This window comes from Acinetobacter haemolyticus, assembly GCF_003323815.1.
In the GTDB taxonomy this organism is placed as follows: domain Bacteria; phylum Pseudomonadota; class Gammaproteobacteria; order Pseudomonadales; family Moraxellaceae; genus Acinetobacter; species Acinetobacter haemolyticus.
In genome coordinates, this window is sequence record NZ_CP030880.1 from 1,460,632 (window position 1) to 1,484,333 (window position 23,702).

Sequence of the window (23,702 nt, forward strand, 5' to 3'; positions counted from 1 at the left end):
TCGTCTCAAGGGGAAACCGCATGAATTCAGTTTTATCTGTAGATATTCCGACTACATCAAATTTTGTTACGCCAATGATTATGGTGCGTGGAGCCGAAAAAACCTATCCAAACGGCACACATGCTTTACAGCGACTTGATCTAGATATTGCACAAGGTGAAATTGTTTCTCTACTTGGACCATCGGGCTGTGGGAAAAGTACATTACTGAAGATGTTTGCTGATCTTGAGCAACCCTCAGCGGGGCAAGTTCGCTGGAATGGTAAGGCGGATATTCAATCACAGTGCAAAATGGCAATGGTATTTCAAGAAGCCACACTTATGCCTTGGGCAACGATTGAGGAAAATGTACGTCTGCCACTTGATTTACAACACATTGCTAAGTCGAAAAGTTCCTCCAAAGTATCTGATGCTTTGAAAGCAGTAGGATTAGAGCAATTTGCGAAAGCTTATCCGCGTGAACTTTCAGGAGGAATGCAAATGCGCGCTTCTCTTGCTCGTGCATTAGTGACAGAGCCAGATTTATTACTCATGGATGAACCCTTTGGAGCTTTAGATGAGTTTACTCGACATAAACTCGATAGTGATATCCGAAAACTTTGGTCTGAACGCGATTTAACCGTTGTTTTTGTTACTCATAGTATTTACGAAGCAGTGTATTTGTCTTCTAGAGTGATCGTGATGGGTGCAAGACCTGGTCGAGTAATCGCAGATTTAGAAGTGGATGGACCATATCATCGAGATGAATCTTTTAGAACATCAGATGCGTTTATTAAACAATGTGCACATTTTTCTGCTTTGTTGGCTCAAGCAAACGGAGGGTATGATCATGGTTAAACCTTTAATACAACAACCTGTTATGCAGCGTATTGCAGCGCCATTTATGCTTGGCTGCTTCTTATTACTCACATGGCAATTGAGTTTTCAGCAATTAGAAGTTCCCGTTTATGTTGTACCAAAGCCAAGTGATATTGTGATGGCAATGATGAATCAATCTTCACTGTTGTTTGGTAGTTTATGGGTGACGTTAAAGATCACATTACTTGCTTTTGCTTGTGCAGTGATTATTGGAACTTTAATTGCTTTTCTATTTGTACAAAGTCGTGTTGTAGAAGCATGTATTATGCCTTATGCCATTTTATTTCAGGTAACTCCGATCGTGGCGATTGCACCTTTAGTGATTATTTGGATTCAAAATACCACTTTGGCATTGGTGGTATGCGCCATGTTAGTCGCTGTTTTCCCAATACTCACCAACACAACTTTAGGCCTACGTAGTGTCAATAAAGGGCTACTTAATCTTTTTCAGATTAATAAAGCCAGTCGTTGGCAAATTCTGATGCGTCTGCGTGTGCCGAATGCGTTGCCTTATTTCTTTGGTGGCCTACGGATTTCATGTGGTTTAGCGCTTATAGGAGCGGTAGTTTCCGAGTTCGTTGCAGGTGCTGGCGGTACAAGTGCAGGTTTAGCCTATCAAATTTTACAGGCAGGATTCCAACTAGATTTACCTTTAATGTTTGCTGCACTGTTTCTCATTACTTGTACAGGCTTAGGGCTGTTTGTATTGATGTCTTTATTAAGTCGTGTATTTCTTCGTAAATGGCATGAGAGTGAACAAGTATGATGAATAATAGTTATTTGATTAAAAATGCCCATGCGATTTTGACTGGTTTATCAGGTACTGCTGCTCGATCTTCTGCGCCAGACATTCGTATCCAAGCTGGAGTAATTACTGAAATTGGACAATTGGCTGAGTATGAAAATGAACAGGTAGTAAATGCGAAAGATTGTGTTATTTATCCTGCATGGGTAAATACCCACCACCATTTATTTCAGTCTTTATTAAAAGGAGAGCCTCAGGGTTTAAATCAAAATTTAAGTTCATGGCTCGCGACTACACCGTATCGTTTTCGTGGTGCATTTGATGAAATGACATTTCGAATCGCAGTGCGTATAGGTTTAATCGAGTTACTACGTTCAGGTTGCGCAACAGTTGCAGATCATCATTATTTATATTGGCCAAAAATGCCGTTTGATGGTGCTGCTATTTTATTTGATGAAGCTGAAAAGCTCGGCATGCGTTTTGTATTATGTCGTGGTGGTGCAACGCTTACACGTGGTTTAGAAAGTGATTTACCACAAGCATTACGTCCAGAAAAATTTGATGACTATATGGCTGATATAGAGCGGTTAGTTCATTTATATCATCAATCAGAAGGCAACTCTTTTAGAAAAATTGTAATGGCCCCCACATCAACTTTACATTCCATGACACCAGAACAATTTAGAGAAAGTGCAAAAATTGCTAGAAGGCTTGGTATCGGTATGCATAGTCATTTATCTGAAACGGTAGATTATTTGGACGCAGCAAAAGCTAAATTTAATATGACACCTGTGCAATATTGTGCTGAAAATGATTGGGTGGGCAATGATGTTTGGTTTGCTCATTTGGTGAAGCTATTACCAGAAGAAATCCAGATTTTGGGTCAAACAAAAACAGGAGTTGCACATTGTCCTCAAAGTAATGCACGTTTAGGCAGTGGTATCGCTGATTTGGTAAGTTTAGAAAAAGCTGGCATGACAATTTCGATTGGTGTTGACGGTGCAGCGTCCAACGAGGCTGCTGATATGTTGTCAGAAACACATGCCGCATGGTTATTACAACGTGCGAGAAAAGGTATGTTGGCAAAACCACAATATGAAGGTGGGATGTTTGAGGGCGGTGCCGATGCTGCAAGTATTGAAGATATTATTCGCTGGGGAACAGTAGGTGGTGCAAAAGTTCTCGGTTTAGATCAAGTCGGTACGATTGAGATCGGTCAACAAGCGGATTTGGTATTGTATCGTTTGGATGATCCTCGTTATTTAGGCTTACACGATATGGCGATTGGTCCTATTGCAAGTGGCGGTCGCGCGTATATTAAAGCGATGTTTGTTGCAGGTAAAATGGTGATTGAAAATGATCAAATTCCAGATCTAGATATGATGGAGCTGGCTTCGCAAGCGAAACAATCAGTAAAGCTGTTACAACAGCGGAGTATGGAGATGGCAAAAATAGCTTGAGTTTAATAAAAATTAATTTTAATTATTTTTCAATGGCTGGATTCTTAAATTGTATAAGTTGGCATTACTTTTTAATTGATCCAAAGACGAATTATTCTTGTATAAGCTTTAGCCTTACTTTTGACTGGGCAAAAGTAACAAAACCGCTTTGTTGAGCTGATGGCACATCCTTGATGCCACAGCTCAACGGCGGCATCCCTGCCGCCAACCACAATAGTAAATAATAGTTAAAACTTTACCTAAACACGCAAAAATACTTAGATGGTTTTTAAGTTATATCATCCTGATAAGGATGATATCTATACCAATGTTCCGCAATTTGCTGACGAGTACAAATCCATACCCGATCATGATTTTGCACATAATCCAAAAAGCGCTGTAATGCTTTAATACGGGCAGGGCGACCTAGAATTCGACAATGCATCCCGATAGATAACATTTTCGGTGAAGTCGCTCCTTCAGCGTACAGCACATCAAAAGCATCTTTTAAATACTCAAAAAAATCTTCACTACGATTGAAACCAGTCGGAGAGGCGAACTTCATATCATTCGTATCAAGCGTATATGGAATAATGAGATGTGGACGAGTTTCACCATTCTCTTTTGATAGTGTTGTCCAAAAAGGTAGATCATCCCCATAATAATCACTGTCATACTGAATCTGATCATAGTCAGCCAAGAGTTGACGGGTATTGGGGCTATCACGCCCTGTATACCAACCTGTTGGATATTCCCCAAATAAATCTTTTAAAATTTGCATGGCTTCAGCCATATGTACTTTCTCGGTTTCAATATCTACATTTTGATAATGAATCCAACGTAAACCATGAGAAACAACATCATAATGATGCTGTTTAATTGCTTCTACAACTAACGGATTTCGTTGTAGTGCCATGGCGACTGCAAAGATACTCATAGGTAAATTACGTTTGGCAAACTCTTGATGAATGCGCCAGAAACCAACGCGTGAACCATACTCGTAAATAGAATCCATGGACAAATGTCGTGCTGGATAACTTTCAGCGCCACTGATTTCAGAAAGAAACTGCTCTGAACCATCATCACCATGCAAAATGTGTCTTTCTCCACCTTCTTCATAATTCAATACAAACTGAACGGCAATTTTGGCTTGATTTGGCCACTGAGCATGTGGAGGATGATTGGCATAACCTAGCATATCTCGAGGATAATCATGGGTGACATGGTTAGTTTGATCTATGAGTGTCATGGGGTTGCCTAAGAAGATGGAAATGTGAAACTTCTCATTAAATTACTCGATGGATTGTTTGGGTGTCAAACAATAAAATAATATAAATCATATATTTGTGTGTTTTATTTTGGTGCGTTAATCGAGTTTATTTGCTGGGTAATCTTCATCATGCGCAATTTTAGTGCTTCCATGTGTTCAATGATTTGATTCATCATAATTTGTGATATTCGTGAGAGTTGCCGTTTTGGTGCAACACACAAGGCAAGGGTAATCGGATGTAGTCCATTTTCGTGAATCGTTCTGAATTCAAATTCACCATTTTCAATAAAAGCATAGGCATCTAGATAACTCATGATACCAATACCTAGACTGTTTCTGAGCAATGAAAGCATCATACGAATATCGTTGCATTCAATTTGATGGGGAGGATTAAAATCATGTTTCTTATATAAAGCCATCACATGATCATGAATAATCAGCGGTGCAGCGGCGATGATATGGTTGAATTCCAGTGTATCCGAGAAATAGATTTTTTCTTTGTTTGCTAAGGGATGTTGTTTGGGAATGACAAAACCAAGTGGCATTTCAATAAATGAGCTGACTTGCAATTGATGCTGATGTTTTGGATTGAGGATTAAACCAAAATCGAGTTCTGCATTAATTACGAGATCGGCAACATAGTCGCTATCTAACACGCGAATATTGAAATTAATCCAAGGATAATCTTGATGAATGGATTGAATAACATCCGTGACAAAACTTTCACTGAGAGCGGAAATGACACCAAAATCAATTGAACCTCTCTGTAAGCCTTGGATTTCATTCAAGCGCTTTTGTGTCATTTGAAAGTCTTTTTGCCAACTTCGCAAATCTGCATATAGCAACTCACCGGCCAAAGTTAGTTTTAAGCCATTTGGCAGGCGTTCAAATAAAGCTACACCAAGTTCCTCTTCAGCTAAAACGATCTGACGATGTACCGCTGAAACTGAAATAAAAAGCTGATCCGCTGCTTTTCTTAAACTACCGGTTTTGGCGACTGCAATAAAATATTCAGCGAAGCGAGAAAAGGGTAATGCCATTACATGTACGTTTTATAAAAAATAAGTATTTAAACAAAAGCAATTTTAGTGCCGTTACTGTTCTAATTTTTAGAATGAATGATCAAATTCATTCTAATAGACGAAAAAAACGTTCTGTTCCACACTGCATTTAAGCCATATAGATCCGTGATCTTTAGCAGACAGAGAGCAAAACATGAATGCAATTCCGTTAATCAATCTTCCAAATAAACCTTGTCACAGTCAGTTTGATGATAGGGATTGGCACATATTGGCTCAACATTGGTATCCCGTAGCACGAGTTGAAGACGTAACGACTAAGCCACAGCAAGTCACATTGCTTGATCTGAATATTGCGATTTATAAAACTGAGTCAGGCAACATTCATCTAGTTCGTGATATTTGCCCACATCGAGGTGTACCGTTAAGCAAGGGTTGGGTTGAAGGTGAAACGATTATTTGTCCTTATCACGGTTTGCATTTCAATGAACAAGGTAAATGCATAAAAATTCCTGCACAGCCTGATCTAACCAAAATTTCTGATCGTTTTTCCTTAACCAAATTTCCTGTGGTCATAAAATATGGTTTGGTATGGACGAGTATTTTAGGCAGAGATGAAAGCTTGGCAAATCTCCCAGTACTGGATACATGGGATACAGAAGAACACCAAGCAATTTTACCTCCATATGTGGATATTGCTGGTTCAAGTGGTCGTCAATTAGAGGGTTTTATTGATGTGGCGCATTTTGCTTGGGTGCATCACAATGCATTTGCGGACAGAGAGAATCCTGTCGTTCCGAAGTATTCGACTGAACGCACCAATTATGGGTTACATACTGAATATGTCAGTAACGTCAGTAATTATCCACATGGGATGCAACATTTAGCGCCTGATGATTTTCTTTGGGAGCGGATTTTTGATGTTTATGCACCATTTTCAGCAGTATTGACGATTCATTTTCCAAATGCTGGCGTGTTGAAAATCCTCAATGCCTGTTGCCCAATCTCACATAATAAAACTCGATTGTTTGTACCACTGACACGTAACTTTGATACCACTGGGGATTTGCAAGCTGTTTATGACTTTAATGCACAAATTTTTGCAGAAGATCAGGAGATGGTAGAGTCTCAAAAACCTGAAGAATTACCTGTAGATATTACCATGGAAGCACATTTTGAAGCTGATCGCTCTTCAACCATGTATCGTCGTATATTGGCAGATTGGGGGTTGAGTAAGCGTTATACCGTTTAGCTTACGAGTTTATCAACTCAAGAATTTAAGTGAACAAAATTCCATATTATTTAAAAGTGGGATTCTAATTGTATAAGCTTGTATATACAAATTGACACTAATCCATATACAATAGCTGAAAGTATTTTGTATGAGTTTTAGTCAATGTCAAGAACATCCAAGCAAAACGATTTGGATTTATCATTCGGGGAAGATAGTCCTGTTCCTTTATATTTACGTGTAAAGCAAATGATTTCACAAAAAATCTATGAAGGCACATGGACAGTCAATAAAAAGATTCCATCCGAGAGTGAACTAGTCAATTTGCTTGGTTGCAGTCGTATGACAGTCAACCGCGCTTTGCGTGAGTTGACCAGCGAAGGCTTGCTGGTACGTATACAAGGTGTGGGTTCTTTTGTTGCGGAAGGACAAGGGCGAACAGCTTTATTTCACGTGAATAATATTGCTGAAGAGATTATCGCTCGAAATCATAAGCACCGTGCAGAAGTGTTAGTGTTAGAGCAAATTCAAGCTGATGCTGAGCAGAGTGTGTTAATGCAGATGCGTGAAGGGCAAAAGCTATTTCATTCGATTATTGTGCATTATGAAAATGATGTGCCTGTACAAATCGAAGACCGTTTGGTTGATCCAGTGTTGATTCCAGATTATTTAGCACAAGATTTTACAGCGATTACACCGAATGCATATTTGATGTCAAAAGCACCTGTAACCGAGGGTGAGCATGTGGTTACGGCGATTTTAGCTTCTGCTCAAGAATGTAAATGGTTGAAGATTAATAAAACCGAGCCTTGTCTGTTGATCCGCCGCCGTACATGGTCAAATAAACAACTGATTTCCAGTGCGCGTTTGATTTATCCAGGCAGTCGATATTATCTGGAAGGTAAGTTTACGCAATGATTTCATCTTTCTAATCTCATTAGAAATGCTTGAAAAATATTGCTTTGAGTCAGCAGAATATACAGCCTACTTGTCTAATAACACTGAAAAAGTCTAATTTTATCTCTCTTTTTTAAAACCCATACAAATTGTAGTTGTATGGGTTTTTTGTTGTCGAATAAAAAATAAATTATTTTATTTCATATGTTTGAAATTTATTTTTAGAAATGGAATGAAATGCATCTTTTCAAGTTAAAAGTTTTGTGTAGTATATAGATGTATATACAAGTTAATACATGCTATATCGTAAATAACAGTTTAACTTGCTAACCAAATTCCATCGAAAGGAGTCTCATCGTGACAACGACAACAAAATTTCGTGACGTAGAAATTCGCGCACCACGTGGTACACAGCTCAGTGCTAAAAGTTGGTTAACTGAAGCGCCGCTACGCATGCTGATGAATAATCTTGACCCTGATGTTGCTGAAAATCCGAAAGAGCTTGTTGTTTACGGTGGGATTGGACGAGCAGCACGTAATTGGGAATGTTTTGATAAGATCGTTGAAACATTAAAAACACTAGAAGAGGATGAAACCCTATTGGTTCAATCAGGGAAACCTGTCGGCGTGTTCAAAACCCATAAAGATGCACCGCGCGTTTTGATTGCGAACTCGAACTTGGTACCGCACTGGGCGAATTGGGAACATTTCAATGAATTAGATGCAAAAGGTTTGGCGATGTACGGTCAAATGACTGCAGGTTCTTGGATCTATATTGGTAGCCAAGGCATCGTACAAGGTACATACGAAACTTTTGTAGAAGCAGGTCGCCAACACTACAATGGTGATTTAAAAGGTCGTTGGGTACTCACTGCTGGTTTAGGTGGTATGGGTGGTGCTCAACCATTAGCAGCAACATTGGCAGGTGCTTGTTCACTGAATATTGAATGCCAACAAACCAGTATCGATTTCCGTTTACGCACACGTTATGTTGATGAGCAAGCAACAGATTTAGATGATGCGCTCGCACGTATTGAAAAATACACCAAAGAAGGTAAAGCTGTTTCAATTGCATTGCATGGTAATGCAGCAGAAATTTTACCTGAGCTTGTGCGTCGCGGTGTACGTCCCGATATGGTCACTGACCAAACCAGTGCACATGATCCACTTAATGGTTATTTGCCAGTGGGTTGGACGTGGGAAGAATATCGTCAACGTGCTCAAACTGAACCTGAAGTTGTGGTAAAAGCGGCTAAACAATCGATGGCAAAACACGTACAAGCGATGCTTGATTTCCAGAAAATGGGTGTACCAACATTTGACTATGGCAATAATATTCGTCAAATGGCACAAGAAGAAGGTGTTGCGAACGCTTTTGATTTTCCAGGTTTCGTGCCTGCTTATATTCGCCCATTATTCTGTCGTGGCGTAGGTCCATTCCGTTGGGTTGCATTGTCTGGTGATCCAGAAGATATCTATAAAACAGATGCAAAAGTAAAAGAGTTAATCCCTGATGATGAGCATTTGCATCGTTGGTTGGATATGGCGCGTGAACGTATTAGCTTCCAAGGTCTACCAGCACGTATTTGTTGGGTTGGTTTAGGTCTACGTGCCAAACTCGGTTTAGCTTTTAATGAAATGGTTCGTAGTGGTGAGCTTTCAGCACCGATCGTCATTGGTCGTGATCATTTAGATTCAGGTTCAGTATCAAGTCCGAATCGTGAAACAGAAGCGATGCAAGATGGTTCAGATGCAGTATCAGATTGGCCATTATTAAATGCGCTCTTGAACACCGCAGGTGGCGCAACTTGGGTATCGCTGCATCATGGTGGTGGTGTAGGTATGGGATTCTCTCAACACTCTGGTGTCGTGATTGTATGTGATGGTACTGATGAAGCAGCAGCACGTATTGCACGTGTATTGACCAATGACCCTGCAACAGGGGTGATGCGTCATGCAGATGCAGGTTATGACATTGCGATTGATTGTGCTAAAGAGCAAGGTTTGAACTTGCCAATGATTACTCAATAAAAAATCACTCAATCACATTTACGGCGTTTTTTGCAATTGTGTAAGAGACGCTGTAAGAGAACAATATAGTTCAAAATAGGACACCAATCATGGAACTTCTCATTCAACCCGGCAAATTAACGCTAGCAGATCTTCGCCAAGCTTATTTAAATCCGATTAAAGTTAAACTTGATGAAAGTGCATCGGCTGCGATAGAGGCCAGCGTTGCTTGCGTGGAAAAAATTGTCAATGAAGGTCGTACTGCCTACGGGATTAATACAGGTTTTGGCTTGCTTGCCTCAACGAAAATTGCGCCTGAAGATTTAGAGAAACTACAACGTTCATTGGTTCTTTCGCACGCTGCAGGTGTTGGCGAGCCATTAGATGACGCAATGGTTCGTTTAATCATGTTGCTTAAAGCCAATAGTTTGGCACGAGGTTTTTCTGGTATTCGTCGCAAAGTGATTGATGCCATTATTGCGTTGATCAATGCGGAAGTCTATCCACATATTCCACTCAAAGGATCGGTTGGTGCTTCAGGTGATTTAGCCCCATTAGCACACATGTCATTGGTTTTATTAGGTGAGGGTAAAGCTCGCTATAAAGGTGAGTGGCTATCTGCTGTTGATGCACTAAAAGCGGCTGGTTTAGAACCAATCTCTCTTGTGGCTAAAGAAGGTTTGGCCTTATTAAATGGTACACAAGTATCAACAGCGTATGCGTTACGTGGTTTATTTGAAGCAGAAGATTTATTTGCAGCAGCTACGGTTTGTGGTGGTTTAAGTGTTGAAGCAATGTTGGGTTCACGTGCACCATTTGATGCTCGTATCCATGAAGCACGTGGTCAACGTGGGCAAATCGATGTTGCTGCGGCTTATCGTGACTTATTGACTGACTCAAGTGAAATTGCCCACTCACATGAAGATTGCAGCAAAGTTCAAGATCCATATTCACTGCGTTGCCAACCTCAAGTGATGGGTGCTTGTTTGACCCAAATTCGTCAAGCAGCGGAAGTATTAGAAATTGAATCAAATGCTGTGTCGGATAACCCACTGGTTTTCGCTGCTGAAGGTGATGTGATTTCAGGTGGTAATTTCCATGCTGAGCCTGTTGCGATGGCAGCAGATAATTTGGCATTGGCAATTGCAGAAATTGGTTCACTGTCTGAACGTCGTATTTCGATGATGATGGACCGCCATATGTCACAACTTCCACCGTTCTTAGTTGCCAATGGTGGGGTCAATTCAGGATTTATGATTGCTCAAGTGACTGCCGCAGCTTTGGCAAGTGACAACAAAGCTTTAGCACATCCTGCAAGTGTAGATAGTTTGCCAACTTCAGCAAACCAAGAAGACCATGTTTCTATGGCACCAAATGCAGGGAAACGTTTATGGTATATGGCTGATAATGTTCGTGGCATCTTGGCAGTGGAGTGGTTAGGTGCCTGTCAAGGTCTTGATTTCCGTGAAGGTTTAAAAAGCTCTCCGAAACTTGAACGTGCGCGTAAAGTGTTGCGTGATCAAGTGCCGTATTACAGTGAAGATCGTTTTTTTGCTCCTGATATTGAACAAGCAAGTGAGTTACTCGCAAGTGGTTGTTTGAATGAGCTCATTCTCCCAAATTTGTTACCGAGTTTAGTTAAAGCTTAATCAGTACAACATGAAAGACAAAATAGCCTAAGTAGTTAATGCTTGGGCTATTTGAGGATAAATGCATGAAAAAGCTTTGGAAAAACTGTCATATTGCCACGATGCAAAATGGACAATATTCCAGTATAGAAAATGCAGCCATGGTGACAGATGGAAAGCATATTGATTGGATTGGTTTAGAAAAAGATGTACCTCCACTAGAGTTTGAAGAATCTATTGATCTCAATGGTGCATGGGTCACGCCTGGCATGATTGATTGTCATACCCATAGTGTTTTTGGGGGGAATCGCAGTGTTGAGTTCGAACAACGTTTACAAGGTGTGAGCTATGCGGAGATTGCTGCTAATGGTGGTGGTATCGCCAGTACTGTGCGGGCAACCCGTGAAGCAACTGAAGCGCAGTTACTTGAATCAGCGCTAAAACGTATTCGTTGCATGTTAAAAGAAGGTGTGACGACTATTGAAATCAAGTCAGGTTATGGCTTGGATTATGAAAATGAACGGAAAATGTTGCGTGTCATTCGTCAGATTGCACAAACATTACCTATGACTGTGAAAAGCACGTGCTTAGCTGCACATGCATTGCCGCCTGAATTTAAAGATCAAGGTGATGCCTATATTGAGCATATTTGTACAGAAATGTTGCCCAAACTGCATCAAGAAGGGCTTGTCGATGCTGTTGATGCGTTCTGTGAGTATTTAGCATTTTCACCTGAACAAGTTGAGCGTGTATTTAAAACAGCGAAAACATTAAATCTTCCAATTAAATTGCATGCAGAACAGCTTTCTTCATTGGGTGGTTCAAGTTTAGCTGCACGTTACCATGCATTATCTGCTGATCACTTAGAGTTCATGACGGAAGATGATGTTAAGGCAATGGCTGAGGCTGGAACGGTTGCTGTGCTATTGCCCGGTGCATTTTATTTTTTGAGAGAAACCCAACTTCCGCCACTAGAAAGCTTGCATAAGCATGGTGTTCGGATTGCATTATCTAGCGATTTGAATCCAGGAACTTCACCAGCTTTGTCCTTACGTTTGATGTTGAATATGGGGAGTACTTTGTTTCGTTTAACGCCTGAACAAGCCTTGGCAGGTGTCACGATTCATGCCGCTCATGCATTAGGTTTACAGGCAACACACGGCAGCTTAGAACAGGGAAAATATGCGGATTTTATTGCATGGGATATTGAGCACCCTTCTGAAATTGTGTATTGGCTCGGCGGTGATTTAGGCAAAAGAATCGTACGACACGGTACTGAAATTTCGATCAGCTAAGTGCATAACATTTAAGTAGCGATATTAATTATGGATCATTCATTTAAGTGGCAAGGAAGATATGATGGAGAAGGTGAGGCGCACTTACGTATCCATCAGGTGGTCAATACCAGTCAACACGCCACATATGCATTCATTGGTTTTAGTTCAGATGAAGGCGTAAAGCGAAATAAAGGTCGTGTCGGTGCTGCGGATGCGCCAGATCTGATTCGTGCGCAATTGGCGAATTTACCTGTGCACCAACCTGTCACAATTGCTGATCTTGGAACTGTTGTTTGTGATAGTGGTAAGTTGGAAGTTGCACAGGCTGAATTGGCTGATCAGGTTGAACGTTGTTTGAAACAGGACATGAAACCGATCGTCTTGGGCGGTGGGCATGAGGTTGCTTTTGGTAGTTTTTCAGGTTTGTTTCAATATATTCAAAATCACGAGCCAAATAAAAAGATTGGAATTATCAATTTCGATGCCCATTTTGATCTTCGTGAAGCAGAGCAAGTCACTTCAGGCACGCCTTTTCTAAATGCAGCAACATTATCAGCACAACATCAACAAGAATTTCATTATCTATGCATTGGTGTGGCGAAGCATTCAAATACCAAAATTTTGTTTGAAACAGCAGACCGTTTGAACAGTACTTATATTTACGATGATGAATTACAACAGAAAAATGTCGAAAATATAATCTTAAAAATACAAAAATTTATCGGAAAAGTTGACTATTTGTATATTACGGTTGACCTTGATGTATTTAGTGCTAGCATTGCGCCGGGTGTAAGCGCACCAGCGGTAAAAGGAGTTGATTTATCGGTATTTGATCCATTATTAGAAGCCATAAAGGAAACTGGCAAAATTAAAGTTTTTGATGTGGCTGAATGTAATCCACGGTTCGATTTGGATAGCAGAACTGCCAAATTAGCCGCTTATATAATTTTTAACTATATATTTGATTGATGGTTCACGTGAACCTTTCAAAAGGATAAGGCAAAAATGTCTAATTTATCTTATGTCTCTCAAAATGACGGTCCATGGGCAACTTATCTCGAACAGATCGAGCGTGTTGCTCCATATCTAGAAGGTCTAGAAGGTTATGTGGATACATTGAAGCGCCCAAAACGTGCTTTGATCGTTGACGTGCCAATTGTTATGGACGATGGCACAATTCGTCATTTTGAGGGTTATCGTGTACAACACAACTTGTCACGTGGTCCGGGTAAAGGCGGTATTCGCTATCACCCAGATGTAGATTTAAATGAAGTAATGGCACTTTCAGCATGGATGACAATTAAGACTGCGGTGGTAAATCTACCATTTGGCGGTGCAAAAGGCGGTATCCGTGTTGACCCACGTCAACTTTCTCCACGTGAATTAGAACGCTTAACACGCCGTTATACCAGTGAAATCAGCCATATTATTGGTCCACAAAAAGATATTCCTGCACCAGACGTGGGTACTAATCCAAACGTCATGGGCTGGATCATGGATACTTATTCATCGGGTCAAGGTCATACCGTAACGGGTGTGGTAACAGGTAAACCTGTACATTTGGGCGGTTCTTTGGGGCGTATCAAAGCAACAGGCCGAGGTGTATTTATTACTGGTCAGCAAGTTGCTGAAAAAATCAAATTACCTTTAGATGGCGCTAAAGTTGCGGTGCAAGGTTTTGGTAACGTAGGTAGTGAAGCTGCGTATTTATTTGTTGAATCAAAATCTAAAATCGTAACAATCCAGGACCATACAGGTACGATTTACAATCCTGACGGGATTGATCTTGCGGCATTAAAAACACACATGGAAACTCATCAAGGTGTGGGTGGTTTTGCTGGTGCGCAAGCGATCAGCGATGAAGCGTTCTGGACTGTAGACATGGATATCTTGATCCCTGCTGCGTTAGAAAGTCAGATCACGGTTGAACGTGCGAAAAATTTATCAGCAAAACTGGTACTTGAAGGCGCGAACGGCCCAACATATCCAGAAGCAGATGACATCCTCGTTGAACGTGGTATCACTGTTGTTCCAGACGTAATCTGTAATGCGGGTGGTGTAACCGTATCTTATTTCGAATGGGTTCAGGATATGTCGAGCTATTTCTGGTCAGAAGAAGAAATCAATGAACGTCTTGATAAACTTATGATTCAAGCGATTAATGATGTATGGCACAAATCAAGTGAGAAAGAATGTACTTTACGTACAGCTGCCTTCATTTTGGGTTGTGAGCGTATCTTAAAAGCACGTAAAGAGCGCGGTATTTTCCCAGGTTAATTGATAACTCGGTGAATCAAAACGCTCTTAAGCTAAATGGCTTAAGGGCGTTTTTTTATGGGATTGGGCTAGATTGCATCTTGAACAGCTTGAATAAATTGATCTACTGCATATTGAATATGCACTGTCCATTCAAAAGAGCAATTCATTCGAATAAAGTGTTGATGTGAAGGTAGTACATTAAAGAGCGGACTTGGCGCGATTCCAATCTGTTGTTGGATCAGCTGTTCATAGATTTGCATACTGTTGACTTTGTCAGGCAGTTGAATCCATAGAAAATAGCCACTTGGGTAGTTAAAGACTTTGCAGCCTTTGGGTAAATGATGTTTGAGATATTGAAAAAATTGCTTTTTATTCTTTTCTAGAGCACGTCTAAGCGTTCTCAAATGCTTTTCATAATGATGATGTGATAAGAACTCAACCAATGCATTTTGAATCAGTGCATTCGCAGAAATAGTACTCATCAATTGTAAATGTTGGATGTGTTCTGAGAACTTACCTGCATAAACCCAGCCTATACGAAAGCCAGAGCCTAGGGTCTTGGAGAAAGATGAACAGTGTAAGACAAAGTTTTGTTGATCAAAATATTTCATGGGCAGTGGTTTTTGAGCACCATAGAACAACTCTTCATAGACATCATCTTCGATTAAATGAATTTGGTGCTCGTGTAAAAGCTTGGCAATTTTATACTTAGTGTCGTTGCTGACTGTAAAGCCAATCGGGTTATGAGCATTGAGCATGAACCAACAGACTTTAATTGGATAATCTCGAATCACTTGCTCAAAAGCCTCAAGATCAAAGCCATGTAGGGGATGTTCAGGCAGGGTGATGACCTTCAAACCTAAACGTTCAGCCGCTTGCCATGCACCATAGAAAATTGTTTGCTGCAACAGAATATAATCACCAGGTTGCGTGATGGTCTGTAGTGATAAATTTAAAGCTTCCAAGCCCCCAGATGTGATAACGATATCATCAGCATCGGTTGGTATGCCTTGCATACAATAGCGCTGAGCAATCAGTTTTCTTAAGGCAAAATTTCCCGGTGGCAGATTGGAAGTTTGATCATAACTTTGCCGATTGCGAGAGAGCTGTCCCATGATTTGAATTAATTTGGGTGGATAGAGCAATTGGCTATCTGGAAACGCTGATCCTAAGGGGCAGATTTGATCCGACTGAATCGACTTTAGATATTTAAATACTAGCGAGTTGATTTCAATTTTGGGATTTAATGACACCACAGTGGAGGCTTGTGGAATATGTTGATGACTTTGTTCAGCAACGAAATAACCCGATTTTTCTTTTGAATAAATTAAGCCCTGTGCTTCTAGTTCTTGATAAGCATTCATTACTGTAATGAGACTAAAACCAGATCGTTGGACTTGTTCTCGTAAGGACGGCAATTTGCTATGGGGTTCCCATGATCCATTTTCGATGAGAAGTTTCAGCTGATGTGCTAACTGTTCTGATTTATACATAAAATACCCAGATCAAACTTTTCTGTTTATGAGTAATGCCTTTTATATAAATAATTTTATAACAGATAAATGAAAAAGAAATGATCTGTTATATTTTTTTAGTAAAACTCTGTAGCTACTTATCAATTTGTATTCATTGCACAATAAAGCTATCAACCAAGCAGCTTGTTAGATTACTCAAAAAATAAGTTGCTGGATCTTAAGCTACTGATTCGGCTGGATGGCATCAATGACGTTTGTAACCCCAGAACTCAATGCAATAACTCGGCTTTTTCCAGAGCAGCAACCTTCTGAATGGATACAGCACAAGTTATGTCTAGAATATGTCAATTTAGAAGCGACGCTACTCAGAGCGAAAGTACTAAGAAACTTTTCTAAAGCGCGTGTCGTGTATATTGCGCAAGCCCAAATTGTTAAAAATGACAATAATCTTGCGTACTTATTTGCGCCATTGATCATTGCCAACTTAAATCAATTTGTGATTTATACCACTTCGTACTCACTGCCTGTATTTAAGATTCTGAATCAATATTATCAATCAGATCGAAGTATTCATTTAAAAATTGAAGAGGTTATACAAAGCCTCAACTTATATGTTGATCTGGTTGATCAGCCGAGAAATGAAGAAGATTTCTTGTATCGGAGTTTGATTAAGGCCTTGTGTAGAACCGACGTTTCAGAAGTGTTTTTAATTACGCATTTGGGAATCGATGAGGTACAGCTTTGCATCTTACAAGATTATTTTGAAATCAAAATTCATGTGATCTATGCGGATAAACAGCGATCAGTTGTAAATGATGATTTGATTAATACTCGGAAATTATTGTTTAAAAGCAAAGATGAGTTTCATCGAAATCTTTGCGCATTGTTTTCTCAATTAAATACGCCGCTGATTGCTCAGATTGGTCAATTTAACCAGCAGCAAGCAATGCATCTCATTGAGGATATGTTTTATTCGGAACATATCTTTGAAAAATTATCAGTTTATGGCGAATACATGCAAACACGTATTCAAAATGGTGCCAACTTTAAAGTTTTATCTACAAATGAGTTGTCACATCGTTGAGTTTAGGATTTAAAGAGGAGAGATTATATGTCTCAAGCACAATCAAAATTTCCGTATCTTACTGTTGGAATTAGTATTTTTCTAGGTTGCTTATTCCTACTGTTCTTCTTTTTAGCAGTGAGCCATCAACCTGATTATATGCCTTCACAGCAGCAAAAAAATGTTGAAGCTCAACAGTTAAAATAATCAGACAAAACTTGAATAGTCAAGCAAGCTGCTTTCATGTTAATTCTACTTGTGTAGAAATGACAAAAGCTCAGATGAGGGCAGCTAGATGGATAATTCAGAACAAACCATTCATAAGCAAGAAAATAATGGCTTTGCCAGAATTGAGCCGTATAACCAACCTGCGGGTGGTTGGGGAGCATTGCTCAGTGTTGCCCGTAACCTCAAAAGGCAAGATATTCTAAAGAAAGGTTCAATCACACTACTCAATATTAATCAACCAACAGGTTTTGATTGTCCGGGTTGTGCATGGCCTGAAAAAAAAGATGCACATGCCTTTAACTTCTGTGAAAACGGTGCCAAAGCCGTTGCATTTGAGGCAACCAGTAAAACAGTAACACCTGAGTTTTTTGCAGAGCATACGGTCAGTTGGTTGGCAGAGCAGAGTGATTTCTATCTAGAAGATCTTGGGCGTTTAACTGATCCGATGCGCTACGATCCTAGCTCAGATAAATATGTCCCAATTTCTTGGGATGAAGCTTTCCAGCTCATCGCCAAACATTTACAAGCTTTAGATCACCCAGACCAAGCCGCATTTTATACCTCTGGTCGTGCCAGTAACGAAGCCGCTTTTTTGTACCAACTTTTTGTAAGAAGTTTTGGAACCAATAATTTTCCTGATTGTTCCAATATGTGCCATGAGACGACGAGCGTTGGTTTAAAAGATTCAATTGGTTTGGGAAAAGGTACGGTTATCTTAGATGACTTTGATCAAGCAGATGCGATCTTTAGTTTTGGTCATAATCCGGGCACCAATCATCCACGTATGTTGGCAACGCTGAGAGAGGTTTCAAAGCGTGGCGGCAATATTATTGCCATTAATCCCATCAAAGAACGTGGCTTGGAACGTTTTCAAGATCCTCAAGCACCGTTGGAAATGATGACCAATGGTAGTACGCCGATCAGTCGTTATTATTTCCAGCCCAAAATTGGGGGAGATTATGCACTACTATTTGGGGTGCTCAAGCATTTATCTGAATGGGACAAAAAGGCGATAGCGCAAGGAAAACCGAGTGTATTTGATCGTAGTTTTATTGCGATGAATACGATTGGTTTTGATGAAATGTTAGCTGAAGTTGATCGCACGGACTGGGAACAAATCCATAAATATACAGGGCTTTCACCTGAGCATTTAGAATCGATTGCGAAAATGTATTTAGATGCTAAAACCGCAATTTTCTGTTGGGGCATGGGCATCACTCAACATCGTCATGGGACTGCCAATATTCATATGCTTGCAAACTTAATGTTGGCTAGAGGGCATATTGGTCGCCCGGGCTCAGGTTTATGTCCTGTACGTGGTCACAGCAATGTACAAGGTGATCGCACGATGGGGATTAATGAAAATCCAAGCGATAAGTTGTTAGATAGCATTGACCGTGTGTTTGGGATCACATCTCCTCGCAAACATGGCTTTGGTGTGGTTGATACCATTAAAGCGATGTATGAAGGAGAGGTAAAAGTCTTTATTGGTCTAGGTGGTAATTTTGCAGTTGCTACACCAGACACACCTTATACACAAGAAGCACTTCGACGCTGTAATTTGACCGTAAACATCACCACTAAACTTAATCGAAGCCATTTGGTGTGTGGCAAAGATGCATTGATGCTCCCTTGTCTCGGACGTACCGAAGTTGATATGCAAGTGCATGGTCCACAAGCAATTTCCGTCGAAGATTCTATGAGTAATGTCCATTTATCCGCAGGACGCAATCCACCAATCTCAGACAATATTTTGTCTGAACCTGACATTGTGGCACGTATGGCAGCAGCCACTTTGCCTGACAGTCAAGTCAAATGGCGTTGGTATATCGAGAGTTATGATCGTATTCGTGATTCTATCGCTGATGTTTTTGATGAGTTCCATGACTTTAATCAGCGGGTTTACCAACCGGGTGGTTTTCACTTAGAGCATCCTGCCAATCAACATGTTTGGAATACACCAAGTGGTAAAGCCCAATTCTTGATTACGCCTTTGGCAGAAGTTTATGAAGATGCTGAGAATCAATATGCGGCGGCTTATAGCGAACAACAGGTTTATACCTTAATGACCACACGCTCGCATGACCAATACAATACGACTTTATATGGATTAGATGATCGTTATCGGGGTGTCTATGGACAACGTCGTGTGTTGTTTATGAATCAAGCGGATATAGATACGGCAGGTTTTGAAGCTGATCAATGGGTTGATATTGAAAGTGTATTCTCTGATGGGGTTAAGCGGATTGTGCATAGTTTCCGTATCGTACCCTATAACATTCCCCAAGGTAGCTTAGCGGCATACTATCCAGAAACCAATCCGTTAGTTGCATTAGGTAGCCACGATAAATACGCCAAGATTCCTGCATCAAAGAGTATTCCTGTCATTCTTCATGCTGGGCAAGCACCTGAACATTTTAATTTGGCAGTTGAAGTTGATCCAGAACATGCAAATCAACGGGTCAGTGGCGTATAACGTATTCGATTTTTAATATTCGAATGAGAAATATCAAAGAGGTTATAGGTGGATACCAAAATACGCGGCTATGAAACGGTGCAAGTACACCGTTTCCATCAGGATTTGTCTGAAAATGAAATGGATTATATCGTTCAGGAATATCCGATTGCATTGATATATAACGGCATTTCTCATGCAGTTATGATGGCAACGCCGTCCGATATTGAGGTATTCGCCAAAGGCTTTAGCTTATCTGAAGGAATTGTGCAGAGTCTCAATGAATTATATTCGATTGAAATTAGTCAAAATGAACTGGGTGTGCAAGTAGAGATGACAATTGCATCGCGTGCATTTATGGCCCTCAAACAACATCGACGGATGATGGTTGGGCGAACAGGTTGTGGTTTATGCGGGATTGAGAGTTTAAAGCAACTTTATTCCGAGCTGCCATTGGTGAGCAGTCATGTTTCGTCCTCTTGGCTTAATCAAATTCCAAGTGCAATTGCTCAACTCAAAGCTAAACAAAAAATTAGTGAATTAACAGGTGGTGCTCATGCCGCTGCTTGGGTGGTCCAAGGTCAGATCATTGCTTTGTTTGAAGATGTTGGGCGACACAATGCCTTAGATAAATTATTGGGTTATTTGGCTGAACAAAAGTTAAATGTTGCGAATGGTTTTGTGGTCATGACCAGTCGTGCCAGTTATGAGCTGATTCGCAAATGTGCGCAATTCAACATTGCTTTATTGGCAACGATTTCGGCACCGACTAGCATGGCAATCGAAATGGCAAAAAAATTGAACCTAACCTTAGCAAGTTTTTGTCGTGGAGATAGCTTCGTCGTTTATACGCACGAATAGTAAAAATTTGTGTTTCTGTTGCTAAGTGATTCATCGATTTGTGTAGGATATACGTATTAACTTTTTTTATTCCTAAAAATTATGAATATACCGCTTAGACCACAGCCTGTAATTAATAATCTTTCAGGTGAAAATGCCTTATTTATCGTTCTAGGTATCCATGCTCAACCTGATTATTCTGGGGTGATTGATTTTCTTGCAAACTTTTCTGCTTTGGTTCGGAGTCTCAATCATCGATTTCCACAGAGTAATTTTAGTGCTTCTGTTGGGATTGGTTCAAATGCCTGGGACTTATTATTTCCACAGTTAAATAAACCGAAAGAGCTAACTCCATTTCAGGAAATAAAGGGAATCAAACATACTGCGGTAGCGACGGCAGGAGATTTATTTTTCCATATCCGAGCGGATCAGGTGGCGATCTGCTATGAACTTGCTGCGATTCTCCATGAACAACTTAAACAAGATACCTATCCCATCAGTGAAACCAAAGGTTTCAGATATTTTGATGGCCGTGCCATTTTAGGCTTTGTGGACGGTACTGAAAATCCTGAACATGAAATTGCCAAAGAAATCGCCTATGTAGGTGCAGAAGATGCTGAGTTCCTTGGTGGTAGTTATGTATTCATTCAAAAATATTTACATAACATGGAAATGTGGAAAGGGCTAAGCACCGAAGAACAAGAAAAAGTGATTGGCAGAAAGAAATATGATGATGTTGAATTAGGTGATGATGTTAAGCCACAAAATGCACATAATGTGGTGAGTAAAGCACACGATGCTGATGGCAATGAATTGAAAATTCTCAGAGCCAATATGCCATTTTCAAACCCAACTGAAGGAGAGTACGGCACTTTCTTTATTGGGTATTCACGCTCATTCAATATCACCAAAACGATGTTAGAAAATATGTTTCTTGGCAAAGAAAATGGTCATGTGGATCGGTTATTAGATTTCAGTACACCTGTTTCTGGGAGCTTATTCTTTGTACCGACCTTTGACTTCCTCGAAGATTTAGGCGAGTAAGTTTAATTCGCTGAAATGAATCAGTTTATTTCAGCGAAAATGTTTATTGGCTAATCAGATATTTTTGTAACTGAGTACGGAATTGATCTGGAATACGATCTGATTTCTGCGCGCTGAAATCGAAATACACTTGAACAGCTTTACCTCGCGCAACACAGTGATCATTTTGCCAAGCTTCATGTGCGACAATGAATGAAGAATTCCCGATCTGTTCAATCCATGTTTTGATTTCGATATCAGCACCATAATAAATTTGGGCAACAAAATCGACTTCAACTCGTGCGAGAATCAAAGGTAGGTTTTTGATTTCCATACTTGGGTTGAATAAACGAAAAACAGGTTCACGTGCGGTTTCAAACCAACCTGTGATTACAGTATTGTTGATATGTCCGAAAGCATCTGTTTCATAAAATCTTGGTGTGAGCGAAAGTGTAAACATAGATTAACGGTTATTTTCTGATTTAAACTTAAACACTATAAGGGCTGAGTCTTTAAAAATCAGCCCGAATAACAGACTTAAGCGTTTACGAATGTCGAGATAATCCACCTCCTAAAGCCTTATAGAGTTCGATCTGATTATTCAATTTAGTTTGTTCAAGTATCAATAAGCCTTGTTGAGCTGCATAAGCTGAACGTTGTGCATCCAATACGGTCAGATAACTATCAATACCAGCTCTAAAACGAGCACTAGATAGCTTATAAGTCGTATCTGTTGCCGAGACTAAGCGGCGTTGAGCATCAAGACGTTCATCAATATGTGCATGGGCAGCAAGAGCATCATTCACCTCACGAAAAGCAGCTTGAATTGATTTTTCATATTCAGAGAGTGCTATCTTTTGGTCTGTTTCTGAGATTTTAACATTCGTCTTTCGAGTGCCCCAGTCAAAAATGGGGAGGTCAATACTTGGGCCGATTGACCAAGAGAAACCACCAGACTTAAATAAATCATTCAGTTCAGTTGAAGCATATCCAGCAGAACCAGTTAGGCTAATAGTCGGAAACATTCGTGCTTTCGCTGCACCAATATTTGCGCCTGCAGCACGCAGTTGATATTCGGCAGCCTTTAAATCTGGACGATTATTCAATATGTCACTACTTAAGCCCGTTGCAAAGGTCTTTTCTTGAGTGATATTAGAGATCGCTTGGTGAGGCAGTAAGTACTTTGGAATGGTTTGCCCAGCCAATAGATTCAATAAATTCTGTGCTTGCAAGACTTGGGTTTTATAATTTGCCACATCATTACGAGCAGTCTCTACAGAGATTTGTGCTTGTCGTAATGGTACTTCACTATCAATCCCAACGTGGAAGCGCTTTTTATTCAGCTCGTATGAATCAAGTTGAGCTTTTAAGGTTTGTTCAGCTAGGCTGAGATTCTCTTTCGCAAATGCATAATTTAACCATGCTTGTGTGATTTGACTCACGAGGCTAATTTGTGTGGCGTCGCGTGCGCTTTGCGTAGCTAAGTATTGATTTAAAGCGGTATCTTTGAGACTTTTCACTCGTCCCCAAAAATCCAATTCATAGGCTGTTACACCTAAACCAACTTGAAAGGTAGAGTAGGGATTATTGGGATTTATCGAGGGATTTACTTGTCGTACTGCGCTGCCTGTGGCTCCTATCATTGGTCGTTGGTCATTTCGAGTGATTTGGTACTGTTGCTGAGCGCGTTGAATATTGAGCGTTGCAGTGCGCAAATCTCGATTGTTCTCTAAACTGATCTCAATGACTTGCAATAAACGAGGATCAGAAAAAAAATCTTTATAACCTTGTTCTGCAATTGAGGTTCCACCATTAGCATGACTAAAGCTTTGCGGAATATCAGAGCGAATGACAGGTGAAGGCGCTTGCATACTGACACAAGCAGTCAGGGCGATAGTAAGGGTAGAGATGACGATGCCACGTGATAAAAGTACAGTCGATCTAGACATGGTACGCTCCAAATATAAATGAATATGGTTTAGGCCT

General features: G+C 40.2%; 20 protein-coding genes. 15 read left to right on the forward strand and 5 right to left on the reverse strand.

Annotation, left to right across the window (positions count from 1 at the left end):
• Nucleotides 1–20 precede the first annotated feature (20 nt).
• Genes DS737_RS06650 through DS737_RS06660 form a run of 3 tightly spaced genes read left to right on the forward strand, consistent with a single transcriptional unit; the run spans nucleotide 21 to nucleotide 3,062 of the window.
• A complete protein-coding gene (locus DS737_RS06650) occupies nucleotides 21–836 on the forward strand; it encodes an ABC transporter ATP-binding protein (protein WP_005089950.1) in 816 nt (271 codons plus the stop codon).
• Complete coding sequence (locus tag DS737_RS06655) at nucleotides 829–1,623, forward strand: ABC transporter permease (RefSeq protein ID WP_113997140.1); 795 nt, start codon at nucleotides 829–831, stop codon at nucleotides 1,621–1,623. Before DS737_RS06650 ends, DS737_RS06655 begins: the two co-directional genes overlap by 8 nt.
• Nucleotides 1,620–3,062 carry an amidohydrolase family protein gene (locus DS737_RS06660; protein ID WP_113997141.1) on the forward strand — a complete coding sequence of 481 codons (1,443 nt, stop codon included), beginning with the start codon at nucleotides 1,620–1,622 and terminating at the stop codon, nucleotides 3,060–3,062. Before DS737_RS06655 ends, DS737_RS06660 begins: the two co-directional genes overlap by 4 nt.
• 268 nt (nucleotides 3,063–3,330) lie before the next feature.
• On the opposite strand, the gene puuE is transcribed toward DS737_RS06660, so the two are convergent.
• Both puuE and DS737_RS06670 read right to left on the reverse strand, forming a co-directional pair.
• Nucleotides 3,331–4,290 carry an allantoinase PuuE gene (puuE, locus tag DS737_RS06665; protein WP_113997142.1) on the reverse strand — a complete coding sequence of 320 codons (960 nt, stop codon included), beginning with the start codon at nucleotides 4,288–4,290 and terminating at the stop codon, nucleotides 3,331–3,333.
• 104 nt (nucleotides 4,291–4,394) lie between these two features.
• Entirely contained in the window at nucleotides 4,395–5,351 is a 957-nt protein-coding gene (locus DS737_RS06670; protein WP_005089957.1) for a LysR family transcriptional regulator, read from the reverse strand.
• A 175-nt stretch (nucleotides 5,352–5,526) separates the two neighbouring features.
• Here DS737_RS06670 and DS737_RS06675 point away from each other — a divergent pair, with 175 nt between their 5' ends.
• The 7 genes from DS737_RS06675 (at nucleotide 5,527) to DS737_RS06705 (ending at nucleotide 14,650) form a co-directional block, all read left to right on the forward strand.
• Nucleotides 5,527–6,582: an aromatic ring-hydroxylating oxygenase subunit alpha gene (locus DS737_RS06675; protein WP_113997143.1), complete on the forward strand. Its 1,056-nt coding sequence runs from the start codon at nucleotides 5,527–5,529 to the stop codon at nucleotides 6,580–6,582.
• 144 nt (nucleotides 6,583–6,726) lie between these two features.
• Nucleotides 6,727–7,479 (forward strand): histidine utilization repressor, encoded by a 753-nt coding sequence (gene hutC / locus DS737_RS06680; protein ID WP_113997144.1) that lies wholly within the window; start codon nucleotides 6,727–6,729, stop codon nucleotides 7,477–7,479.
• Nucleotides 7,480–7,812: 333 nt separating this feature from the next.
• Complete coding sequence (hutU, locus tag DS737_RS06685) at nucleotides 7,813–9,489, forward strand: urocanate hydratase (RefSeq protein ID WP_113997145.1); 1,677 nt, start codon at nucleotides 7,813–7,815, stop codon at nucleotides 9,487–9,489.
• Between the two features lie 89 nt (nucleotides 9,490–9,578).
• Nucleotides 9,579–11,117 (forward strand): histidine ammonia-lyase, encoded by a 1,539-nt coding sequence (gene hutH, locus DS737_RS06690; protein WP_113997146.1) that lies wholly within the window; start codon nucleotides 9,579–9,581, stop codon nucleotides 11,115–11,117.
• Nucleotides 11,118–11,182: 65 nt separating this feature from the next.
• Nucleotides 11,183–12,391 carry an imidazolonepropionase gene (gene hutI, locus DS737_RS06695; RefSeq protein WP_113997147.1) on the forward strand — a complete coding sequence of 403 codons (1,209 nt, stop codon included), beginning with the start codon at nucleotides 11,183–11,185 and terminating at the stop codon, nucleotides 12,389–12,391.
• A 30-nt stretch (nucleotides 12,392–12,421) separates the two neighbouring features.
• Complete coding sequence (gene hutG / locus DS737_RS06700; protein ID WP_113997148.1) at nucleotides 12,422–13,342, forward strand: formimidoylglutamase; 921 nt, start codon at nucleotides 12,422–12,424, stop codon at nucleotides 13,340–13,342.
• A 36-nt stretch (nucleotides 13,343–13,378) separates the two neighbouring features.
• Complete coding sequence (locus DS737_RS06705; protein WP_004639559.1) at nucleotides 13,379–14,650, forward strand: Glu/Leu/Phe/Val family dehydrogenase; 1,272 nt, start codon at nucleotides 13,379–13,381, stop codon at nucleotides 14,648–14,650.
• 68 nt (nucleotides 14,651–14,718) lie between these two features.
• Here the strand turns inward: DS737_RS06705 and DS737_RS06710 are convergent, their stop codons facing one another.
• Nucleotides 14,719–16,125, reverse strand: a complete 1,407-nt coding sequence (locus tag DS737_RS06710; RefSeq protein WP_113997149.1) for an aminotransferase-like domain-containing protein — start codon at nucleotides 16,123–16,125, stop codon at nucleotides 14,719–14,721.
• Nucleotides 16,126–16,354: 229 nt separating this feature from the next.
• Between DS737_RS06710 and DS737_RS06715 the strand changes: the two genes are divergently transcribed.
• The 5 genes from DS737_RS06715 to DS737_RS06730 all read left to right on the forward strand — a co-directional run bounded on the left by DS737_RS06715 (nucleotide 16,355) and on the right by DS737_RS06730 (nucleotide 21,737).
• Nucleotides 16,355–17,191: a hypothetical protein gene (locus DS737_RS06715; protein WP_113997150.1), complete on the forward strand. Its 837-nt coding sequence runs from the start codon at nucleotides 16,355–16,357 to the stop codon at nucleotides 17,189–17,191.
• Nucleotides 17,192–17,218: 27 nt separating this feature from the next.
• Nucleotides 17,219–17,377: a hypothetical protein gene (locus DS737_RS16170; protein ID WP_167365848.1), complete on the forward strand. Its 159-nt coding sequence runs from the start codon at nucleotides 17,219–17,221 to the stop codon at nucleotides 17,375–17,377.
• A gap of 88 nt (nucleotides 17,378–17,465) precedes the next feature.
• On the forward strand, nucleotides 17,466–19,874 hold the full coding sequence (locus DS737_RS06720) for an FdhF/YdeP family oxidoreductase (protein WP_113997151.1): 2,409 nt from the start codon (nucleotides 17,466–17,468) through the stop codon (nucleotides 19,872–19,874).
• Between the two features lie 48 nt (nucleotides 19,875–19,922).
• Nucleotides 19,923–20,714, forward strand: coding sequence for a formate dehydrogenase accessory sulfurtransferase FdhD (gene fdhD / locus DS737_RS06725; protein ID WP_113997152.1), 792 nt, complete (start codon nucleotides 19,923–19,925; stop codon nucleotides 20,712–20,714).
• Between the two features lie 81 nt (nucleotides 20,715–20,795).
• Nucleotides 20,796–21,737: a Dyp-type peroxidase gene (locus DS737_RS06730; RefSeq protein ID WP_113997153.1), complete on the forward strand. Its 942-nt coding sequence runs from the start codon at nucleotides 20,796–20,798 to the stop codon at nucleotides 21,735–21,737.
• A 43-nt stretch (nucleotides 21,738–21,780) separates the two neighbouring features.
• On the opposite strand, the gene DS737_RS06735 is transcribed toward DS737_RS06730, so the two are convergent.
• Together DS737_RS06735 and adeC are read right to left on the reverse strand one after the other, a co-directional pair.
• The gene (locus DS737_RS06735) at nucleotides 21,781–22,176 is read right to left on the reverse strand and encodes an acyl-CoA thioesterase (protein ID WP_005089986.1); all 396 of its coding nucleotides are present in this window, start codon (nucleotides 22,174–22,176) and stop codon (nucleotides 21,781–21,783) included.
• Between the two features lie 85 nt (nucleotides 22,177–22,261).
• On the reverse strand, nucleotides 22,262–23,665 hold the full coding sequence (gene adeC / locus DS737_RS06740) for an AdeC/AdeK/OprM family multidrug efflux complex outer membrane factor (protein WP_113997154.1): 1,404 nt from the start codon (nucleotides 23,663–23,665) through the stop codon (nucleotides 22,262–22,264).
• Nucleotides 23,666–23,702 lie beyond the last annotated feature (37 nt).